This window comes from Streptomyces sp. NBC_01214 (assembly GCF_026340975.1).
Lineage (GTDB): Bacteria > Actinomycetota > Actinomycetes > Streptomycetales > Streptomycetaceae > Streptomyces.
On record NZ_JAPEOS010000002.1, the window covers coordinates 446,718 to 468,386 of the forward strand.

Sequence of the window (21,669 nt, forward strand, 5' to 3'; positions counted from 1 at the left end):
CCGTAGACCCGGGGCGCCCGTCCGTTGCGGAGTGAGGAAGAATGAGGGTTCTGCCGGGGCGGGTTACAGCGGGCCCCGGCCGCCGGGTCGCTCAGCCGCTGGGGCAGGCGGAGCACCGGCACGATCGCAGAGGGGACGCATGTCGAAGCCGGAGCACACCGAGTCGCCTGCCGGGTCGCCTGCGGCGAAGCCCAGCAGTGAGAAGTCCGGGGCTGGCGCCGCGGCTTCGCCTGCCGGGTCGCCTGCGGCGAAGCCCGGCGGTGAGAAGGCTGCGGCCGGAGCCGCGGCTTCGGCTGCGGATGCCGGGCCGGTGGCTGACGCTGCGCCTGCGGCGAAGGCCGCCGGGACGGAGCAGGCTGATGCTGCGTCTGAGGCGAAGCCGGTGCTGAGCAAGTCCGCGGGGTCGCCTGCGGCGAAGCCCGGCGGTGAGAAGGCTGCGGCCGGAGCCGCGGCTTCGGCTGCGGATGCCGGGCCGGTGGCTGACGCTGCGCCTGCGGCGAAGGCCGCCGGGACGGAGCAGGCTGATGCTGCGTCTGAGGCGAAGCCGGTGCTGAGCAAGTCCGCGGGGTCGGCTGCGGCGAAGCCGGGTGGTGAGAAGGCTGCGGCCGGAGCCGCGGCTGCTGATGCCGGGCCGGTGGCTGACGCTGCGCCTGCGGCGAAGGCCGCCGGGGCGGAGCAGGCTGATGCTGTGTCTGAGGCGAAGCCGGTGCTGAGCAAGTCTGCGGGGTCGGCTGCGGCGAAGCCCGGCGGTGAGAAGGCTGCGGCCGCCGATGCCGGGGCGGTGGCTGATGCCGCGTCTGAGGCGAAGCCCGTGCTGAGCAAGTCCGGGGTGAAGCCCGGTGGTGCCGAGCCGGCTGCGAAGCCCGTAGTGAATCCCGTCGTCGAGAAGGCCGACGCCATGGCCGCCGCCGTCAAGGCCGCCGCAGCCAAGGCTGCCGCGGGCGGTCAGGACGAGGGACGGTTGCTGGCCGGGCGCTACCGGCTGGGGGCCGTGCTCGGCAAGGGCGGGATGGGTACCGTCTGGCGGGCCCAGGACGAGACCCTGGGCCGGACCGTCGCAGTCAAGGAGCTCCGCTTCAGCACCGGGGTCGACGAGGACGAGAAGCGACGCCTCATCACCCGTACCCTCCGCGAAGCCAAGGCCATTGCCCGGATCCGCAGCGGCGGCGCCGTCACCGTCTACGACGTCGTCGACGAGGACGGCCGGCCGTGGATCGTCATGGAGCTCATCGAGGGCTCCTCGCTCGCCGAGTTCATACGGGAGAACGGCCCCCTCACCCCGCACCGCGCAGCCGAGGTCGGCCTCGCGGTGCTCGACGTGCTGCGCGCCGCGCACGGCCAGGGCATCCTGCACCGCGACGTGAAGCCGTCGAACGTGCTCATCGCCGGCAACGGCCGTGTCGTCCTCACCGACTTCGGCATCGCGCAGGTCGAGGGCGACCCCTCCGTCACCTCCACCGGCATGCTCGTCGGCGCCCCCTCCTACATCTCCCCCGAGCGCGCCCGTGGCCACAAGCCCGGCCCGCCCGCCGACATGTGGTCGCTCGGCGGTCTGCTGTACGCCTCCGTCGAGGGAGTGCCCCCGTACGACAAGGGATCCGCGCTCGCCACCCTCACGGCGGTGATGACCGAGCCGGTGGACCCGCCGAAGAACGCCGGTCCGCTGGCCGAGGTCATCTACGGCCTGCTCGCCAAGGACCCGATACACCGGCTCGACGAGGCCCGCACCCGGGCGATGCTGAACGCCGTCCTCGCGGCGCCCGTGCCCGCGCCGGCCCCCGTAGCGGCCCCGGCGGCCGAGGAGACCCGGCAGATATCGCTGGCCGACGCCAAGGACGCCGTGGAGAAGGCCGCCGCGGACAAGGCGGAGAAGGCGGCCGAGCGGGCGGCGAAGAAGGAACGCGAGCGGCGCGACCGTGAGCAGCGCGAACGCGCCCGCACCGCGCTGAAGGCCGCCCGCAAGGCGGCGACGGCCGCGGCTGCCACCACGGCCGTCTCCGCAGCGGAGCCGCCGAAGTCCAAGGCGTCCCCCGTCAAGGCTCCGCTCACCGACGTGATGCAGCGCCGCACCATCGTGCTCGCGGCAGTGGCCGTGGTCGTGGTGCTGGCGGTCGTCGGTTCGCTCATCGCCTACGCCTTCAGCGGCGACGACAAGGACACCAAGGACGAGAGCAAGGGCGGCAACGGCAAGCCCACTCCGGCGGCCTCGGCCCCGAAGGACCCGGGCGGCAGCGGCGGCGGAAGCGGCAGCGGCGGCGGAAGCGGCAGCGGCGGGACGGGCGAGACCTCCCCGAAGCCCTCGGGGAACACGGGGGAGACGGCCGGTAACGACAGCGCCGGTACGGGTGCCGCCACCGGCGGTCAGCCGGGCCAGGGGCAGCAGGGCGCGGCCGCGGGTCAGGGCCAGGGCGCCACGTCCGGCGGCGCGGGCGGTGCGCTCCCGGCGGGATACGCCATGATCCAGGAGTTCGGGTTCCACTTCTCGATGGCGATGCCCGAGGGCTTCAAGCAGATCGGCATAGCCGGCGACAACTCCGGTGGCATCTACGCCCGTGAAAGCGGCGGCTTCCCGCGGATCCAGGTCGACTACACCGGCACGCCGGGCGACGACGCGCGCCTCGCATGGACCAATTCGGTCGCCGGCGTCCGCAGCGGCAGCAAGGGGTATCGGCAGATCCGCATCGACGTGGTGGACTACCGGGGCTATCCGACCGTCGCCGACTGGGAGTTCGAGCGGGAGCAGAAGGGCATGAAGGTCCGTGTGCTCAACCGCGGCTTCAAGCTGGACGCGACGCACGGCTACGCCATCATGATCAGCTGCGCCGCCGACCAGTGGGACGGCCCCGAGTGCACGCAGATGCGCAACGTCGCCTTCGAGACGTTCCAGCCGCTCGGCTGACCTCGGGACGCGGGCGACCCCGGCGACGTATCGTGTCGGAGGGGCCATGGGGAGCCCGCCGCACTCGGGGGAGGCGAAGTGGAGGAGTACGCGGGCCGGATCCTGGCCGGCCGCTACCGCCTGCCCGTGCCGCCGTCCGACGAGTACGAACTGATAGAGACCCGCGCCTTTGACACGCGCAGCGGACAGGAAGTCCTCGTACGACAAGTGCCGTTGCCGGAGGTCGTGGACGCGGAGCTGCTGGACGGGCCGCGGGCCGTCCCGGCGGCGCGCCGGTCGCCCGCCGATCTGCCGGCCGTGCGCCGCGCCATCGAGGCGGCGCAGGCCGCGGCTTCGATCCCGGACCATCCGCGGCTGGACCAGGTCTTCGACGTGTTCGCCGAGGGCGAGTCGCTGTGGATAGTGAGCGAACTGGTCCCGGCCCGGCCGCTGGCCGCGCTGATCGCCGATGAACCGCTGAGCCCCTACCGGGCCGCCGAGGTGGCGTCGGACGTACTGACCGCGCTGCGGGTGCTGCACGCGCACGGCTGGACGCACCGGAACATCACCGTCCGGACCGTGTTGGTGTGCGAGGACGGGCGCGTCGTGCTGACGGGCCTCGCGGCCGGCGCCGCGGAGGAGGCCCTGTGCGGGTACGACCCCGTCCCGAGCGCCGAGGACACCGGCGACGGAGGAGCCGGGTGGGGTACCGCCACCGCCACCCCCTCCGTTCCGATTCCCGCACCCGCCCCCGTCGTCCCGACTCCGACTCCGCCCCCTGCCCCTGCCCCAGCTCCTGATCCGGTCCCGGGTCCGGATCCGACTCCGACCGCCTCCGGCCCGGTGGACGTCGCGTACGCGCCGCTCGTGGCCCCCGGGTACGACACCGGGCCGCGGTACACCGATCACATCACCCCCGGCCGTCCGCAGGACCGCCCCGACCCGCAGGCCGCCGCGCGGGCCGGGGCCATCGCCGCCTACCGGGCCGGGGCGCGGGCGGCCGCCGCCCGGGTCATCGAGGAGCGCAGGGCCGGGGCTGCGGCCGGGGCTGCGGCCGAGATCGAGGCCGGTGCGCCGCCGGAGCGCCGCCCCGAGGGGTCGACCCTCCCGCAGGGGTACTCGTACCCGTACGGCGGCCCGGAGACCGGCGCCGTCGCGCCCTGGCACGGCGCGACCCCCCGTCGGGCGGAGCTGCCCGCGGCCGCCCCGGAACCGGAGCGGGAGCCGGAACCGGAGCCCGCCCCCGAGCCCCTGCCCGCACCCGAGTCCGCACCCGAGCCCCTGCCAAGTCCCTTACGCCAGCCGGATCCCGATTCGGAGCAGGCACCGCCGGCACACTCCGAGCTCTCCGCCCTGCCCACCCCCTTCGCCCTGCCCCAGGGCTACCGGCAGGCCGAGGTCCCTGCTCCGGTCGCCCCCGACCGGCCACGGCCCGCCGGCAACGGCTGGTCCGGGCCGCGGACCGGCCTGGACGCCGAGCGCGCGCGGCAGACCCGGATGGCCGTCGTCGGGGCCGTCACCGAGCGGTGGGCCCCCGAGCAGGCCGGCCCCGTGCACGGGCACTGGCAGCTCGCGGCCCCCGTCGGGCCCGCCACCGACCTCTGGGCGCTCGGCGCACTGCTCTACCGCGCGGTGCAGGGGCACGCCCCGTACCCGGAGGACAGCGTCACCGAGCTGGTCGAGATGGTCTGCGCGGAGCCGCCCGCCTTCGCGGAGGAGTGCGGGGCGCTGCGCCCGATCGTGGAGTCGCTGCTGCGCCAGGACCCCACCGAGCGGCCCGACTTCGAGGAGCTCCGCGGCTGGCTGCGGTCGCTCGTCCGGTCCGCGCCCGAGCCGGACGCCGGGTTCGGGGCGCTTCCGATGCCGGAGCCGGACCCGGCGCGGCTGCCCGTCGTGCGCCGCCGCGGCGAGGTCCACGGGCGCCACCGCAACCCGGCGGGCCCCCGCAAGCCGCGCGCCCTCGGCCGGAGCCTGCTCGTCGGGATCCTGACCCTCCTCGCCGGCGGGGTGGCGTACGCGATGCTGTTCCTGCCCCGGGCCGCCGACCAGGAGCCCGCGGGTGACGCCCGGGGCAGTAGCGCGCAGGCGCCGGCGAAGCCGAGCCCCTCCCAGGTCCCTTCGGGCACGCCCGAGTCCAAGTCCGCTCCGCAGACGACGGCGCCCGCCGAATCACCGGCCGCCCCGGCCCCCGCCCCGGCCGGTTACACCACCCAGCAGGACCCGGAGCACTTCGAGCTCGCCGTGCCCGACGGCTGGGAGCGGCGCGGAATCAATGAGTCCGGTCAGGTCCGGTACACCGACGGGCAGTTCGTGCTGACCGTCGTTCCCGGCCGCGACAAGGTCCAGGGAAATCCGGATCCGGCGGCGTACCAGAAGGACAAGGAGCCGGAGCTGACCCCGTACCGGACGTCGACCTGGTCGACCGTCGGCGATGTGAAGACCACCAAGGTGGGCCAGCAACTGCGCGCGACGGGGCGGTACACGTGGATCGACGGGACCGGCCGCAACGTCTTCGCCCGCAACTTCGTCGTGGCGCTCGGCGGTAGCTACCACGTCGTCCTGGTCACCGGTCCGGAGGACGAGCAGTCCAAGGTCACCGAGGTCTTCGAGAAGGCCACGGCGAGTTACAAGGCGGGCGGTTGAACGGATACTGACGACTGATCAGTACGGCGATTGCGTCACAGTGCCGTCTTTCGGCGCCCGGGCGGTTCCGGCAGCCCCTCCGGGCTCCGTAATCTGGCCTGAAGTGCAGAGAGCGGCGGGATTTCGTGGAACAGCAGACAGGTGGGGGCGCCGTGTTGGCGGGCCGGTACCGGCTCGTCGAGCCGATCGGCCGGGGCGGCATGGGCAAGGTGTGGCGCGCGCATGACGAGCTGCTCCACAGGACCGTCGCCGTCAAGGAACTGACGGCGGGTCTGTACGTCGCCCAGGCCGACCGGGACGTCATGCACGCCCGGACGCAGAAGGAGGCCCGGGCCGCGGCCCGGATCCAGCATCCGGCGGTCGTCACCGTCCACGACGTCCTGGAGCACGACGACCGGCCGTGGATCGTCATGGAGTACATCGACGGTCCTTCCCTTGCGGACGCGGCCAAGGCGGCCGGGCGGATCGAGCCCCGCGAGGCGGCCCGGATCGGCCTGCACGTGCTGGGCGCGCTGCGCGCCGCGCACGCGGTCGGGGTGCTGCACCGTGACGTGAAGCCGGGCAACGTGCTGCTCGCCAAGGACGGCCGGGTGCTGCTCACGGACTTCGGGATCGCCGCGATCGAGGGCGACTCGTCCATCACGCGCACCGGCGAGATCGTCGGCTCCATCGACTACCTGGCGCCCGAGCGCGTCACCGGCGGCATCCCCGACCCGTCCTCCGACCTGTGGTCGTTGGGCGCCACCCTCTACACGGCGGTGGAGGCCCGTTCGCCGTTCCGCCGTACGTCGCCCATCTCCAGCCTGCAGGCCGTGGTCAACGACGAGCCGCCGGCGCTGCGCCAGGCCGGGGCGCTGGGTCCGATCATCACGGCCCTGCTGCGCAAGGACCCGACGGAGCGTCCCTCGGCCGAGGAGGCCGAGCGGATGCTGCTGGAGGCGATGGAGGGCCGCGAGCCGAAGGCCGCGCAGGCGTACGTGCCCACGCGCGCGGTGACCCCGGAGGAACTGGGCCCGGCGCAGGAACGGTTCGAAGTGCCGGTTCCGCCGGCGGAACCCGGGGCGACGGCCGCGCTGGAGGAGCCTGCGGTGCCCGCGGCCACCGCCACCGCCACCACCACGACCACCGCCGACCCGGCCCGGGGCTGGCGGGGGCGGGCCGTGATCGTGGCCCTGGTGGCGGCGCTGCTCGGCGGCGGCGGTGTGTTCGGGGTGCTCAAGTACACCGGGGACACGGGGCAGGACGACGCCCCGGACAAGGTGGTCACCTCGGCGGCGCCCCCGGCGGGCCCGCCGGCGGGCTGGACCAAGGTCGTTGACCCCATCGCCGGTTTCACGCTGTTCGTTCCGGAGGGCTGGACGCGCAAGGCGAACGGCGACCAGATCGACTACACCCCGGACGACGGGAAGCACTTCATCCGGATCGCCTCCGATTCCACCCCGGACTACCAGGACCCATACGCGCACCTCCTCGATCTGGAGAAGCAGGTGGCGAAGCGGACGGACTACAAGAAGGTGCGGCTGAACCAGAACACCTTCCGGGACAGCACCCGGGCCGCGCTCTGGGACTTCACCTGGACGGAGAAGCAGAACCACCCCGGCCCGCGCAGGGCCAAGGAGCAGATGTACGTGGCCCCGGACGGCACGGAGTACGCCATCTACATGTCGAGCCCGGTCGAGAGCTGGGCCACGACCGAGCAGCAGTTCGACCTCGTGCTCAGCGGCTGGGAGCCACCCGCCGGGAAGCCCTGATCGGCCCCGATCCCGTCATCCTGCCAGCGATCACTGGCGGAAAAGGCAAAATCCGGTTACCGGCGGGTACCCAAAGGCTGTCCGGCGCAATACGCTCACCGGCATGACGGACTCGCAGGCCCCCGCCGCCCCCCTCCGGACCGCACCGGAGCCCACCAACCCGGTCGCCCCGGCCCCGGCCGGTGCCCGCACCGCCGCCGACGTGGTGACCCCCGACCTGGTCGTCCGACTGACCCGCGGGGTGATCGGATCCGGCCGCACCGCCAACCACACCCCCTTCACCGGGGACCGGCTGGCGGAGCTCCCGGAGGCCACCCCCGAGGACGTGGCCGAGGCCTTCGAGCGGGCCCGCGCCGCCCAGCCCGCCTGGGCGGCGGTCCCCGTCGCCAAGCGGGCGGCGGTCCTGCTGCGCTTCCACGACCTGGTTCTCGACCGGCAGGCCGAAGTCCTCGACCTGATCCAGCTGGAGACCGGCAAGGCCCGCCTGCACGCGCACGAGGAGGTCCAGGCGGTCGCCGTCTCGGCCCGCCACTACGGGCGCAAGGCCCCCGGGTACCTGCGCCCCAAGGGCCACACCGGGGCCATGCCCACCCTCACCAAGGTCACCGAGCTGCGCCAGCCGCGCGGGGTCGTCGGCCAGATCGCCCCCTGGAACTACCCGCTCGAACTGTCGGTCGGCGACGCCCTGCCCGCCTTCGTGGCGGGCAACGCGCTCGTCATGAAGCCCGACACCGAGACCGCGCTGACCGCCCTGTGGGCCCGCGACCTGCTGATCGAGGCCGGCCTGCCCGCCGAGGTCTTCCAGATCGTCCTCGGGGAGGGCCCCGTCGTCGGCCCCGAGGTGGTCCGGCACGCGGACTACGTCTCCTTCACCGGCTCCACCCGCACCGGCCGCGAGGTCGCCCGGGGCGCGGCCGACCGCCTCGTCGGGGTCTCCCTCGAACTCGGCGGCAAGAACGCCATGCTCGTGCTGCACGACGCCGACATCGAGAAGGCCGCCGCGGGCGCCGTCCGCGCCTGTTTCTCCTCCGCCGGACAGCTCTGCATCTCCATCGAGCGGCTCTACGTCCACGCCTCGATCGCCGACGCCTTCGTCGAGCGGTTCGCCGCCCGTACGAAGGCCATGCGGCTCGGCGCCTCCCTCGCATACGGCGCCGACATGGGCTCCCTCGTCGGCGAGCGCCAGCTGGAGACCGTACAGCGGCACGTGGACGAAGCCGTGGCCAAGGGCGCCACCCTCGTCGCCGGCGGCACCGCCCGCCCCGACATCGGCCCCCTCTTCTACGAGCCCACCATCCTCGACGGCGTCGAGGCCCCCATGGCGGTGTGCGGCGAGGAGACCTTCGGCCCCGTCGTCTCGATCTACCGCTTCACCGACGAGGACCGGGCGATCGCCGAGGCCAACGCCACCGCGTACGGCCTGAACTCCAGCGTCTGGACCAAGGACTCCCGCCGCGGCCACGCCGTCGCCGCCCGCCTGCGCACCGGCACCGTCAACATCAACGAGGGCTACGCCCCCGCCTACGGCAGCGCCCAGGCACCCATGGGCGGCATGAAGGACTCCGGCCTCGGCCGCCGCCACGGCTCCGAGGGCATCCTCAAGTACACCGAGGCCCAGACCGTCGCCCACCAGCGGCTGCTCCCGATGGCGCCCTCGCTGGGCATGGACGACGAGAAGTACGCGGCGTTCATGACCCGCAGCCTCAAGGTCATGAAGGCCCTCCGACTCCGCTAAGGGGCAGCACCGTGTCTGAGTCTGAGTCTGAGTCTGAGTCTGAGCCTGGGTCTGCGTCTGCGTCTGCGTCTGGGTCTGGGTCGTACGACTACGACGTCATCGTCATCGGATCGGGTTTCGGCGGATCGGTCTCGGCGCTGCGCCTGACCGAGAAGGGCTACCGGGTCGGCGTCCTGGAGGCCGGACGCCGCTTCACCCGCGAGAGCCTGCCGAAGAACAGCTGGGACCTGCGCAACTACCTGTGGGCCCCGGCCCTCGGGCTGTACGGGATCCAGCGGATCCACCTCCTCGGCAACGTGATGGTGCTCGCGGGCGCCGGTGTCGGCGGCGGCTCGCTCAACTACGCCAACACGCTGTACGTGCCGCCCACCGCCTTCTTCGAGGACCGGCAGTGGGCCTCCATCACCGACTGGCGGGGCGAGCTCGCCCCCTACTACGAGCAGGCCAAGCGGATGCTCGGGGTGCGCCTCAACCCGACCATGACCCCCTCCGACGTCCACCTCAAGGCGGCCGCGGAGAAGATGGGCGTCGCGGACACCTTCCACATGGCCCCGGTCGGCGTCTTCTTCGGCGACGGGAAGGACGGTCAGGCGGGAGCGGAGCAGCCGAAGGTCCGGCCCGGGGACGAGGTCCCCGACCCGTACTTCGGCGGCGCCGGCCCCGCCCGCAAGGCCTGTACGGAATGCGGCGAGTGCATGACCGGCTGCCGGCACGGCGCGAAGAACACCCTGAACGAGAACTACCTGCACCTCGCCGAGCGCGCCGGCGCCGTCATCCACCCGATGACCACCGTCACCGCGCTCGCCGACCACCCCGAGGGCGGCTACCGCGTCCGCACCGTCCCCACCGACGGCCGTCGCCGGGGCCGGGCGAAGGTGCTGCGCGCCCGGTACGTCGTCGTCGCGGCGGGCACCTACGGCACGCAGACCCTGCTGCACACGATGAAGGACCGCGGCGAGCTCCCGCGCCTCTCGCACCGGCTCGGGGAGCTGACCCGGACCAACTCCGAGGGCCTGGTCGGCGCGCAGACCGACGACCGCCGCTACCGCAAGCGGCACGGGGGCGACCGCCGGGCCGACTTCACCCGGGGCGTGGCGATCACCTCCTCGGTGCACCCCAACGCCGACACCCACATCGAGCCCGTCCGCTACGGCAGGGGCTCCAACGCCATGGGGTTCATGACCGTCCTCCAGGTGCCCCACAGCAAGCACCGGGTCCGCGCCTGGTTCGGCCGGACCGTGCGGCACCCGCTGCAGCTGGCGCGTTCGTTGTCCAACCGGCGCTGGTCGGAGCGGACCATCATCGGCCTCGTCATGCAGTCGTTGGACAACTCGCTGACCACGTACCGCAAGCCCGGCGGGATCGGGAAGGGCCTGCTCACGGCCCGCCAGGGCCACGGCGCCCCGAACCCGGTCCAGATCGCGGAGGCCACGCAGGCCGCGACCCTGCTGGCCGAGGAGATCAACGGCTTCCCGGGCAGCAACATCGGCGAGCTGATGGGGACCCCGCTGACCGCGCACTTCCTGGGCGGCTGCCCGATCGGCGCCTCGCCCGAGGAGGGCGTGGTGGACCCGTACCACCGGCTCTACGGGCACCCGGGCATCTCCGTGGTGGACGGCTCGGCGGTCTCCGCGAACCTCGGGGTGAACCCGTCGCTGACGATCACCGCGCAAGCGGAACGGGCGATGTCCTACTGGCCGAACAACGGCGAGCGGGACCCGCGGCCCGAACAAGGGGCCGCGTACGCGCGCCTGGACGCGGTGGAGCCGGTCCGTCCGGCGGTACCGAAGGAGGCCTTCGGTGTACTGCGGCTGCCGTTCATGGCGGTCCCGGAGGTTCCGCCACGCCGCCCGTGAGGGATGCGGGACCGGGACCGGTGCAGTGACAACGGTGGGTACCGCGCTCCCCCTCCGAGCGCGGTACCCACCGTGGTACATACGTGACAGATGTTCAGCCTTGATGGTTGTACCGGAATCCGCCATGCCGGGCTGTGGTGTCGATCACACGATGAAGCATGCAACTGCGACAGATGTTCGACGGTCAACGGCTGCATGAGAAAGCGCATCTCGTTGCTGGCTGCCGGCGCCCTCGTGGCCCTGGGGCCGGCCGCCGTTCCCGCACACGCCGCGGACCCCGTCTTCACCCTGGCCGGACCGGCCGGGATCGGTCTGCGCCCGCACCCCGGGCAGAGCGGTGAGCCGCAGAAGACCTCGGTGAAGTTCCGGATCGTCAACGACTCCACCAAGACGTTCGACCGCCAGAGCACCTTCACGATCGACCTGAGCGGCCTCAAGGGCGTCGCCGACGTGAAGCTCGCCGAGGAGAAGGGCGCGGACTGCAAGCTCACGGCCGCGGCCGTGACCTGCACGCGCTGGGCGCTGTGGACGGGCGAGAGCACCGTCGTGGACCTGGACCTCAGCGCGACCAAGGACAGCAAGGTCGGCGCGACCGCCGACCTGACGCTCACCGGCAAGGCGGAAGGCGCCACCTTCACGTCCGTCACCACCAAGGTGCGGGTCGGCGGCCCCGACCTGGTGCTGGAGCGAGCCCGGCTGAAGGCGGAGCAGAAGCCGGGCGACAAGCAGAACCTGTCGATCATCTTCGCCAACGAGGGCACCGACCCCGTCAACGGCGTCGTCCTCGAAATGCGCACCACGCACGGCATCGACCTGGTCGAGCAGTACGACAACTGCTCCTACTCCGACGACACCCGCGCGGACCAGCCGCGGAACGCGGGCTGGAGCACGGTGCAGTGCCTGCTGGAAGGCGAGTACGAGCCGGGCGCGCTCTACGGCGTCGACGGCCCGCTGACCCTCAAGGCCGCCCCGCACGCCTTCATCGACGGCCTGACCTACGCGGTGTACGCGGCCGGCGACCAGCCGAAGGCAGCGAAGGCGGCGAAGGACGGCGCGCCCGCGGCCGGCGACCAGCAGAAGGCGGCGAAGAACCGCGGGCCCGCAGCCGGCAACAAGCTGGCAGCGGCGAAGCAGGCCCCCAAGGCCTCGGCCCGGTCCGCCCAGCCGGCGGCTGACCTCGAGCCCCGGAACAACATCCAGAAGTTCGACTTCGCGACGCGGAACACCGCCGACCTGGTGGCCACGGGCGTGTCCCTCAAGGGCGGGGTCGGCGAGACGGTCACCGCCGACTTCGGCTTCCGCAACGACGGCCCCGCGTGGGTCGCCTACCTGCGTTCCGGCAAGGAAGTCGCCCGTACCGACATCTTCATCCCGGCGGGCGCGAAGGTCACGAAGGTCCCGGCCGGCTGCACGGGGGTCAACGCCGACGGCACCCACCGCGACCAGACCCTGGGCGCGCCGCGCTACTTCTGCTCCACCGGCCATGTGGTGGGGGAGAAGGAGACGTTCGCCTACCCGTTCCAACTGAAGATCGAGAAGGTCGTGGCGGGCGCCGAGGGCTCGATCACGGTCGGCGAGTGGACGCCGGAGGGCACCACGGGCCAGCGCTGGGACCCGAACCACGCCAACAACAAGGCGGCCTTCGTGATCAACGCGAAGGGCAGCGGACCGGCCCCGACCCCGACCGCCACCACCTCGGCCACGCCGGCTCCGACCGGCTCCGCGACGCCCACCGCGACCGCTGCGCCGAGCGCCTCGGCCACCGGTACGGGTGTCACGGCGAACGGCGGCCTCGCCTCCACCGGTAGCTCCGCCCAGGTGATCGCGCTCGGCAGCGCGGCGCTCCTGGTCGTCGGTGGCGGGCTGTTCCTGGCGTTCCGCCGCAAGGCGGGCGGGCACGCGTAACGCGCGACGACGCAGAACGGCCGGCCCGGGGCGTCCCCCGGGCCGGCCGTCCTCTACGGGGTGACCGGGCTGCTGTCCCCTGCCGTCCGGTCACGCGAAGGAGCGAGGTCCCACGACGCACGCTCCACGGGGCGTGCGTCTCATCGCTCCAGCGGATCCACGCGTGGTGTTGCGGTTCCGCGGCTGGCTGACGCGGACACCCTCACCAACGAAGGTCCATGGGGGCGGGTCACGGTCCGGACGGTTGACATCCTCCCTTTCGTGAACGAAAGGGATTTCTACCTCACGCTGCCTGGCGGACCGGCGGACCGGCGGTCCGTCGGGTCTTCCGCGATCAGCGGTAGCCGGGTAGGGACCGGTCGAGACCCGCAGGTCCACACTTCGCTTTGGCTTTGTGTGCCGCCCTGGATTCCGCAACGCACTGGTTCCACCCCCACCGGCACCGGTCCCACTCCCCGAGCAGGGCCCTGCGGGCGCCAGACGACACGCGCAGCCGGAAGGTGTACCGGGCGGGTCCGTCCTCCCCGACCTGCGCTCATGCCGTCATGGCATGAACGAAATTCGCCCTCGGAGGTCGATCGGCACCGGTCACACGCGGCCCCGGCACAGCTCCAGCAGGGTCATGGCGAGGGTGGTGCCGGGCTTCCCGAGCGCATCGCTCCAGTGCGAGAGCACCTCCATCTCGCGGGACAGGTGCACCCGGCGGCCGCCCGAGGCGATCCGGGCGTCCTGGATGACGGTCGAGACGGCCATCCGCTCCTGGATCAGGCCGATGATCCGGTCGTCGAGGGCGTCGATGCGCGTACGGGAGTCGGCGATCAGCTGCTCGGGGGTGGTGGTGACGCTCATGGTGTTCTCTCCTGTGGGTCGTGTCGTGCCGACAGGAGCGGAAACGCGGAAGCGCCCCGGTCCTGTCGGACCGGGGCGCTTCCGGGAAGTCAGTGGCTCAAGCGAGCATCACGAGGACCCATGGCGACCGGACCGACCGGTGCCATAGGTAAAGACGAAGCTCAGCTGCTTGCGCATGGCGCGGATACTACCTTCCGTCACCTTCTGGGCCAATCGCGTTCGGATGCTGAGACGGCTCAGAGGCGTGCGTGACGCGCCGGAAGAGGTGGTGGCCGGTCCGCCCCGTGTGCCGCAGCGCCCAGTCCTGGCGGCAGGAGGGACTGTACGACTCCGCGAAGCGCTACCGGATCCTGCTGTGGGAAGCGGTCCTGCATGCTCGGATCTGTTCGCCCTCGGTACTCGGCGCGCAGCTCGACCGTCTGCACGGTGCGATCGGCTTCGACACCGTGGAACTGGGGACCGTTCCCCTAGAAGCGGTCCTACAGATCCCCCCAGGACTCGGGTTCTGGATCTACGACGACCGGCAGGTGGTCGTGGAGACCTGGCACGCGGAGCTCTGGCTGGACGGCACCGACAGCGTCGCCACCCACCTCCGGGTCTGGCAGGCCCTTCGCGAATCCGCCGCCTTCGGGGCGGACGCACAGCGGGTGATCAGCCGGGCACGTCGGGCAGTGGGGGCGCCGGGATTCGGATGGTGAGACGAAGAGGGGGTGACGTCCACCGTTAGAATCGACAAAACAGCCACCTCTTCCGCCGGAAGGCCGCCCCGTGCCAGAAGCACCCTCCGCCGCCCACGACAGCGCCCCGGACACGGTTCTCGTCGTCGACTTCGGCGCCCAGTACGCCCAGCTCATCGCCCGCCGCGTCCGCGAAGCACGGGTCTACAGCGAGATCGTGCCCAGCTCGATGCCGGTCGACGAGATGCTGGCCAAGAACCCCAAGGCGATCATCCTCTCCGGCGGTCCGTCCTCCGTGTACGAGGAGGGCGCCCCGCAGCTCGACCGTGCGATCTTCGAGGCCGGCGTCCCCGTCTTCGGCATGTGCTACGGCTTCCAGCTGATGGCGGTCACCCTCGGTGGCACCGTCGACAACACCGGCGCCCGCGAGTACGGCCGCACCCCGCTGGCCGTCTCCAAGGCCGGCTCCACCCTCTTCGAGGGCACCCCCGAGAACCAGTCGGTGTGGATGTCCCACGGCGACGCCTGCTCCGCCGCCCCCGAGGGCTTCACCGTCACCGCGTCGACGAACGTCGTCCCGGTCGCGGCCTTCGAGAACGACGAGAAGAAGCTCTACGGCGTGCAGTACCACCCCGAGGTGATGCACTCCACGCACGGCCAGCAGATCCTGGAGCACTTCCTCTACCGCGGCGCGGGCCTCGCCCCCACCTGGACCACCGGCAACATCGTCGAGGAGCAGATCGCGGCGATCCGCGAGCAGGTCGGCGACAAGCGCGCCATCTGCGGCCTCTCCGGCGGCGTGGACTCCGCCGTCGCCGCGGCCCTCGTGCAGAAGGCCATCGGCTCGCAGCTGACCTGCGTCTACGTCGACCACGGCCTGATGCGCAAGGGCGAGACCGAGCAGGTCGAGAAGGACTTCGTCGCCGCGACCGGCGTGCAGCTGAAGGTCGTCGACGCGCAGGAGCGCTTCCTGAACGCGCTGGCCGGAGTTTCCGACCCGGAGACCAAGCGCAAGATCATCGGCCGTGAGTTCATCCGCGTCTTCGAGCAGGCCCAGCTGGAGATCCTCCAGGAGGACGGCCCCGCGGTCGCCTTCCTCGTGCAGGGCACCCTGTACCCGGACGTCGTCGAGTCCGGCGGCGGCACCGGCACCGCCAACATCAAGTCCCACCACAACGTGGGCGGGCTCCCCGACGACATCGAGTTCGAGCTCGTCGAGCCGCTGCGCCAGCTGTTCAAGGACGAGGTCCGGATGGTCGGCCAGGAACTCGGCCTGCCCGACGAGATCGTCCAGCGCCAGCCCTTTCCGGGCCCCGGCCTCGGCATCCGCATCGTCGGAGAGGTCACCAAGGAGCGCCTGGACCTGCTCCGCGAGGCCGACGCCATCGCCCGCCACGAGCTGACCGCGGCCGGCCTCGACCGCGAGATCTGGCAGTGCCCGGTCGTCCTGCTCGCGGACGTCCGCAGCGTCGGCGTCCAGGGTGACGGCCGCACCTACGGCCACCCGATCGTGCTGCGCCCCGTCTCCTCCGAGGACGCGATGACCGCGGACTGGACGCGCATGCCGTACGAGGTGCTCGCCCGGATCTCGACCCGCATCACCAACGAGGTGCCGGAGGTGAACCGGGTGGTCCTCGACTGCACGAGCAAGCCCCCGGGCACCATCGAGTGGGAGTAGTCCCACCCAGAACGCCGTGAAGCCGCCGCCCCGCACCCGCGGGCGGCGGCTTCGCCGTTCCTCTGGCCACTTGGCAGGGCCCCCGGTACCTTGCGCGGCGAACCGAGCCGTTCGAAGGAGCGCCCATGCCGGACCAGCCCGTACCCGTGCCCGTGGAGCGGCTGGGCTTCGAGATGCCGCCCGTGCACGACACCGTCGACGCGGCGCGCGCCCACCGCAAGGAGCGGCTCGCCGAAGCGCTGCGGCTGCTGGGGCGCCTGGGGTACGAGGACGGGGTGGCGGGGCAGATCACCGCGCGGGACCCGGAGTTCGACGACTGCTACTGGGTGAACCCCTTCGGTCGGGCCTTCACCGCGCTCACCGCCGACGACCTCCTGCTGGTCGACGGGGACGGGCGGGTGGTCCGGGGCGGGCGCCGGGTCAACCAGCTGGCCTTCGCCGTGCACGCGGCGGTCCACCGCAAGCGGCCCGAGGTGGCCGCCGTGGTCCGCGCGCAGGGCCCGTACGGGCGGGCGCTGGCGGCCCTGGGCGAGCTGCTGGCCCCGATCACCGAGGAGGCCTGCGCCTTCTACGAGGACCACGCGCTCCTCGACGAGTACTCCGGGGCCGACGAACCGGAGCGGACCGCGCTCGCGCTCGGCCCGTACAAGGCACTGGTCCTGCGCAACCGGGGGCTGCTGACGGTGGGGGACTCGGTGGACGCCGCGGTCTGGTGGTTCATCGAGGCGGAACGGGCCGCGCAGGTGCAGCTGATCGCCCGGGCCGCCGGCAAGCCGGTGCCCATCGACCACCGCGCCGCGACCTCGACCCGTGAACGGTTCGGGTCCGATCTGGCCGCCTGGGTGAGCTACCAGCCGCTCAGGGAGCTGGTGGCGTCAACATCATGAACCGTTAATCACCTGCTCTGACATCGTGCGCAATCCGGAGCACTGCCGCAGTGGTGCACAATTCGCTGGCATTGCACCGTAGTTCAGAGAGGCGGCACGTACGTGGCTGTCCAAGAGATGTCCCGAGGTACCCATACCACCGCCTGCGCCTGCGACGAGTGCGCCCGCGAGGGCCACCGTCGCGCGGTAGCGGCGTTCCTGGAGAAGCGCGACGAATTCGCCTCCGGGCAGGGCGTGCCGGCCGCCGTGGCCCACTCGCTCGGCGCCTCCCGCCAGTGGGTCTCCGACGAGCTGACCCTGTCGGCCCGCACCGTCGCCGACCGGGGCCGGGAGGCCGGGAACTCCTGGTTGTACCTGTTCTCGCGGCGGGCCGTCCTCGCCGTCTGGATCGCCGCCGGGGTCCTGCTGCTGGTGCAGGTCGCCGCCGCGCTCGGCACCGGCTGGTCCACGGCGCGCACCGCCGGGCTGCTGGCGGCCCTGGTGCTGGCCGGACTGCTCACGGTCGGGGCCCGCGCCCAGTCCGTGCGCGGCGGGCTGCTGGCCCCGCTGGTCGGCGAGGACAACCGGCTGTCCACCTCGAAGGCGGTGCCCACCGCCTGGGTGGTGCTGACGGCCTTCGCCACGCTGCTGCCCGCGCTGCGGCTGGCCGCCTCGGCGCCCGGACCCGAACGGCAGGCGCTGTACGCCGGCCTCGCGCTGGACCGGGCGCTGCCGCTGCTGGCGGTGGTCTCGCTGACCTCGGCCGTCGCGGTGCTGGTGCGTCGCGTGGTCTCCGTACGGATCATGGGCCAGCGGCTGCAGAAGCTGCCGGCCGACCGGCCGCGCGGGGTGGACCTGCTGACGGACGACGCGGGCCGCGGGAGCTTCCCGGACGCGCAGTACGTGCTCGTCTCGACGGCGGTGCTCGCCTACGCGACGGCCTCGCTGGCGCGCTTCCCGGCCCGGCTGCCACAGCTGCCCTGGGCGCTGGCCCTGCTGGTGGCCCTGTCGGCCGCCGTGTACCTGGCGGCGAAGTACGCGGAGGGCAGCCGCCCACTGGTGCTGTCGGTGGTGCGCAGACGCGAGCCCGGGGATCTGGACGCGGCCGTCCGCCCCGGGGACGACATCGAGATCCGGGGCGTGGGCTTCGTGCCGCCCGGGGCGCAGACGCCGGAGATGCTGGCCCGTCTGGTCGTACGGGTCGGGGCGGTGCACGTGCACGTGCCGCTGGTCCCGGTGGCGGGCGGATTCACCAATCCTTCCGACGCCGTGCTGACCGTGCCGGTCCCGGCGGAGGTGGAGCCGGGGCGCGTCGAGATTCAGGTGGTCACGGCCGCAGGGGTGGAATCCAACCGCTGCACCATCGATGTTGCCGAGTGATCGGGGTACACATGTCGCGTGAACCGAACCGATGTTCTTGAAACCGACGCCCCGCGCGACGTCGTGGGGCTGCGCGAGCTGGCCTCCCGGCACGCGCTGCTGCCCCTGCGGCTCTTCCTCGGCGTGACCTTCGTGTACGCGGGGATCGACAAACTGACCGACCCTGCGTTCCTCTCCGCCTCCGGAGACGGCTCCATCGGCGACATGATGCGCGGGATCCGCGACACCTCCGCGATCCCCGGCCTCGTGGACCTGTCGCTGAACTCGCCCGTCGGCTTCGCCGTCGCCCTGGCCATCGGGGAGATCCTGGTGGGCCTCGGGGCCCTGGCCGGCCTGCTGACCCGCGTCGCGGCCGTCGGAGGGGCGCTGATCGCGCTCAGCCTGTGGCTCACGGTGTCGTGGGCGGTGACCCCGTACTACTACGGCAACGACCTGATCTACATGATGGCGTGGACCCCGCTGATCCTCGCCGGGGCGCCCTACCTGTCGCTGGACTCGGTGATCCGGTCGCGCTTGTCCCGGCGTACGGCATAGGTCACCAGCCCGACCAGCGCGGCGAGGGTGAGCCCGCCCATGGTGATCGGGATGACCGCGAACCAGGGCAGGTCCGCCCCGCCGGTGCTGTCGAGCAGGTAGAGCACGCCCGCCACCACCAGGACCAGTCCCGCGATCAGCCGTCCCGGCTGGAACTCATGACGCCGCACGGGTCACCTCCACCTGTCCGAAGTCCGCACCGAGGTGCAGTTCGATCGTCCCGCCGGCCTCGGTGCCGGCGGCCGGCGCGAGGGTTTCCGTACGGTTCTGCTCCCCGGGCCCGGCCCGCTCGATGCGGCCCGCGTAGTCGCCGGGCAACTGGATGTCGCCCATCCGCCGGATGGTGACGTCGGCCAGCGCGGTGACCTCCCTCGGCAGGACGACCTTGAGCCGGCCCGCGTCGATGGAGGCCTCGACGGCCACCTCGGTGCCCTTCGGCACGTCCAGGCGGCTCAGGTCCAGCGTGGCGAGCCCGGTGCCCGCCTCGTACACGGGCTTCACGTCGGCCACCGCGGCCGGACGCCACTCGACCTCCTGCCAGTCCGTGCCGATCTCCCGGGGCAGTACGGCCGCGCCCGCGAGCAGGCCCGCGGTGCACACGGCCAGTACGACCGTGCCGAAGCCGGTGCGTCCCAGCAGGGAGCTGACCGCGAGGCCCAGACCGAGGACGACCAGTGCGGCGGCGAGTCCGGTCTGCAGGGCCTCGCCGAGCGGGTTGCCCTCCCAGGTGGCGGCGGTCCCCGCGATGCCGGCGAACAGCGCCAGCACGAAGACCCGGCCGCCGATGCCGCCGCGCGGGCGGGCCGGGGCGGCGGGCGCCTTCGCGGCCGCCGGGGTGCGGCCGGTCGCCACCGGGTCCGCCGAGTCGTCGGGCCCCCACAGGTACCCCGTCCCGCCGACCGGGCCGGTCGTACCGTCCTTGACCAGCGGGTCCCGCCACCAGGACGGGCCGCCGGGGGTGGGCGGAGCCTGCGTCTCCGGCGGGGCCGGCGAGTGTGCGGCCCGGGAGGGGCTGCCGGCCGGGTCGGGCGCCTGCGCCTCGGGCCCGCCGGTGTGCCGCCTGCGCTGCGACCAGTACGAGGCCCCGCCCAGTGCCAGGACGACCAGCACCGAGAAGGCCGCCAGCCCGCCGTTGTCCAGCATCGACAGGAACAGCGCGCAGCCCACCAGTGCGGCGAACACCGCCGCCAGCGTGGCCCCCTCGACCCGGCCGGTCAGCAGCTTCTTCGCCTCGCTGTCCTCCTCGCCGTCCAGGGGGAGCAGCAGCCACGCGAAGCCGTAGAAGATCAGACCGACGCCGCCGGTGACCGCGAGGACACCGAGGACGATGCGGAAGACCACCGGGTCCAGGTCGAAGTACCGACCGAGGCCGCCGCACACGCCCGCGAGGACCTTGTCGCGCTTGCTGCGGCGCAGGAGCGGCCGGGCGTCGGCGGCCCGCGGGGCCCCGGGCCCGGCCGGCGGGGCGTCGTGTACTTCGGTCATGGGTCCATGGTGACGGGCCGCAGGGGCGGACGGCACCGGGCCCTACCCTGGTGCAACCCTGATATCCCCCCGGTACGAGTGGGGGAATGCCCTGATGACCGGCCCCCGCCGGGCGTGTGACCCTTGGTGACATGCCCGTAGCCGCCGCTCCCCGAACCCCGCACGCACCGGACACCGACGAGGTGCCGCAGCGCAAGCTCTACCGCAGCGCCGACGGCCGGATGCTGGGCGGTGTCGCGCGCGGTCTCGCCGGGCACCTCGGGCTTCCGGTGGGCTGGGTCCGCCTGGCGTTCCTCCTGCTGTTCATGTGGGGCGACGGGCTGGGCGTGCTGCTGTACGCCGCGTTCTGGGTCTTCGTACCGCTCGGCGTCGGCGGCCGGACCGGACACCGCTCCTTCTTCGAGAACCTCCCCGACGGCACCCGCCGGCTGCGCAAGCCCGACCGGGGGCAGATCACCGCACTGATCGCCCTGTTCATCGGTGCGGGCATCTTCATCTCCAAGGTCCAGCTCGGCGGCGCGTCCGGCCGGTACGTGTGGCCGACGCTGCTGGTCGGGGCCGGGGTCGTGCTCGTGTGGCGGCAGGCCGACAACGCCCGCCGCGCCCACTGGTCCACGGCCGCCGAACGGCGCGGACGCCTCTTCCAGGTCGCGCGGGCCCTCGCCGGTGTCGCCCTGGTGGGGGTGGGCCTGACCGTCTTCATCGTCGTACGGGGCTCCGCCGCACAGCTCGGCAACGTCCTCACCGCCACCCTCGCCGTCCTCGTCGGCGTGGCCCTGCTCGCCGGACCCTGGCTGATCCGGATGACCCAGGACCTGTCCGAGGAACGTCTGATGCGCATCCGCGCCCAGGAGCGCGCCGAGGTCGCCGCCCACGTGCACGACTCGGTGCTGCACACCCTCACCCTGATCCAGCGCAACGCGGAGGACGTCTCCGAGGTGCGCCGGCTCGCGCGGGCCCAGGAGCGCGAGCTGCGGAACTGGCTCTACAAGCCCGAGGGCACCGGCAAGGACGAGGCGGAGGAGCCGGCCACCCTCGCGGAGGCGGTGAAGAAGACCGCCGCCGAGGTGGAGGACCACCACGGCGTCCCGATCGAGGTCGTGGTCGTCGGTGACTGCCCGCTCGACGAGCGGCTGGCGGCACAGATCCAGGCCGCGCGCGAGGCGATGGTCAACGCCGCCAAGTACGGTGGCGAGGGCGGGCCCGTACAGGTGTACGCGGAGGTGGAGGGGCAGACGGTGTTCGTGTCCGTACGGGACCGGGGGCCGGGCTTCGACATCGACGCGGTACCCGGCGACCGCATGGGCGTACGAGAATCGATCATCGGCCGGATGCAGCGCAACGGCGGGACCGCACGGCTGCGGTCCGCGCCCGACGGCGGCACGGAAGTCGAGCTGGAGATGGAGAGGGCGGCGAACACAGGATGACCGAG

Annotated in this window: 14 protein-coding genes and 1 pseudogene; 12 read left to right on the forward strand and 3 right to left on the reverse strand. The window is 72.7% G+C overall.

What is annotated here, in order from left to right; genetic code table 11:
- Positions 1-688: 688 nt before the first annotated feature.
- The 6 genes from OG594_RS26960 to OG594_RS26985 all read left to right on the forward strand — a co-directional run bounded on the left by OG594_RS26960 (position 689) and on the right by OG594_RS26985 (position 12,768).
- Positions 689-2,899, forward strand: a complete 2,211-nt coding sequence (locus OG594_RS26960) for a serine/threonine-protein kinase (RefSeq protein ID WP_323185332.1) — start codon at positions 689-691, stop codon at positions 2,897-2,899.
- A gap of 78 nt (positions 2,900-2,977) precedes the next feature.
- Positions 2,978-5,521, forward strand: a complete 2,544-nt coding sequence (locus OG594_RS26965; RefSeq protein WP_266604004.1) for a protein kinase — start codon at positions 2,978-2,980, stop codon at positions 5,519-5,521.
- 125 nt (positions 5,522-5,646) lie between these two features.
- Positions 5,647-7,272, forward strand: coding sequence for a serine/threonine-protein kinase (locus tag OG594_RS26970; protein WP_266604006.1), 1,626 nt, complete (start codon positions 5,647-5,649; stop codon positions 7,270-7,272).
- Positions 7,273-7,375: 103 nt separating this feature from the next.
- Positions 7,376-9,007 (forward strand): succinic semialdehyde dehydrogenase, encoded by a 1,632-nt coding sequence (locus OG594_RS26975; RefSeq protein WP_266604008.1) that lies wholly within the window; start codon positions 7,376-7,378, stop codon positions 9,005-9,007.
- 98 nt (positions 9,008-9,105) lie between these two features.
- Entirely contained in the window at positions 9,106-10,863 is a 1,758-nt protein-coding gene (locus tag OG594_RS26980; protein ID WP_266606588.1) for a GMC oxidoreductase, read from the forward strand.
- 195 nt (positions 10,864-11,058) lie between these two features.
- On the forward strand, positions 11,059-12,768 hold the full coding sequence (locus tag OG594_RS26985; protein ID WP_266604010.1) for an LPXTG cell wall anchor domain-containing protein: 1,710 nt from the start codon (positions 11,059-11,061) through the stop codon (positions 12,766-12,768).
- Between the two features lie 588 nt (positions 12,769-13,356).
- Here the strand turns inward: OG594_RS26985 and OG594_RS26990 are convergent.
- Positions 13,357-13,617: a chorismate mutase gene (locus tag OG594_RS26990; protein WP_266604012.1), complete on the reverse strand. Its 261-nt coding sequence runs from the start codon at positions 13,615-13,617 to the stop codon at positions 13,357-13,359.
- A 308-nt stretch (positions 13,618-13,925) separates the two neighbouring features.
- On the opposite strand from OG594_RS26990, the pseudogene OG594_RS26995 reads away from it, so the two are divergent.
- The 5 genes and pseudogenes from OG594_RS26995 to OG594_RS27015 all read left to right on the forward strand — a co-directional run.
- Positions 13,926-14,315: pseudogene (locus tag OG594_RS26995) on the forward strand (Scr1 family TA system antitoxin-like transcriptional regulator); the annotation flags it as partial.
- Positions 14,316-14,385: 70 nt separating this feature from the next.
- Entirely contained in the window at positions 14,386-15,972 is a 1,587-nt protein-coding gene (guaA, locus tag OG594_RS27000) for a glutamine-hydrolyzing GMP synthase (RefSeq protein ID WP_266604014.1), read from the forward strand.
- A 125-nt stretch (positions 15,973-16,097) separates the two neighbouring features.
- Positions 16,098-16,859 (forward strand): class II aldolase/adducin family protein, encoded by a 762-nt coding sequence (locus OG594_RS27005; RefSeq protein ID WP_266604016.1) that lies wholly within the window; start codon positions 16,098-16,100, stop codon positions 16,857-16,859.
- 102 nt (positions 16,860-16,961) lie between these two features.
- Positions 16,962-18,218 carry a hypothetical protein gene (locus tag OG594_RS27010; protein ID WP_266604018.1) on the forward strand — a complete coding sequence of 419 codons (1,257 nt, stop codon included), beginning with the start codon at positions 16,962-16,964 and terminating at the stop codon, positions 18,216-18,218.
- An 18-nt stretch (positions 18,219-18,236) separates the two neighbouring features.
- Positions 18,237-18,752, forward strand: coding sequence for a TQO small subunit DoxD (locus OG594_RS27015; RefSeq protein WP_266604020.1), 516 nt, complete (start codon positions 18,237-18,239; stop codon positions 18,750-18,752).
- Here the strand turns inward: OG594_RS27015 and OG594_RS27020 are convergent.
- Together OG594_RS27020 and OG594_RS27025 are read right to left on the reverse strand one after the other, a co-directional pair.
- The gene (locus tag OG594_RS27020; RefSeq protein ID WP_266604027.1) at positions 18,698-18,922 is read right to left on the reverse strand and encodes a hypothetical protein; all 225 of its coding nucleotides are present in this window, start codon (positions 18,920-18,922) and stop codon (positions 18,698-18,700) included. The two genes, OG594_RS27015 and OG594_RS27020, sit on opposite strands and share 55 nt — an antisense overlap.
- The gene (locus OG594_RS27025; protein WP_266604029.1) at positions 18,909-20,237 is read right to left on the reverse strand and encodes a PspC domain-containing protein; all 1,329 of its coding nucleotides are present in this window, start codon (positions 20,235-20,237) and stop codon (positions 18,909-18,911) included. Before OG594_RS27025 ends, OG594_RS27020 begins: the two co-directional genes overlap by 14 nt.
- Positions 20,238-20,368: 131 nt before the next feature.
- Here OG594_RS27025 and OG594_RS27030 point away from each other — a divergent pair, with 131 nt between their 5' ends.
- Positions 20,369-21,664: an ATP-binding protein gene (locus OG594_RS27030; protein ID WP_266604031.1), complete on the forward strand. Its 1,296-nt coding sequence runs from the start codon at positions 20,369-20,371 to the stop codon at positions 21,662-21,664.
- Positions 21,665-21,669: the final 5 nt, after the last annotated feature.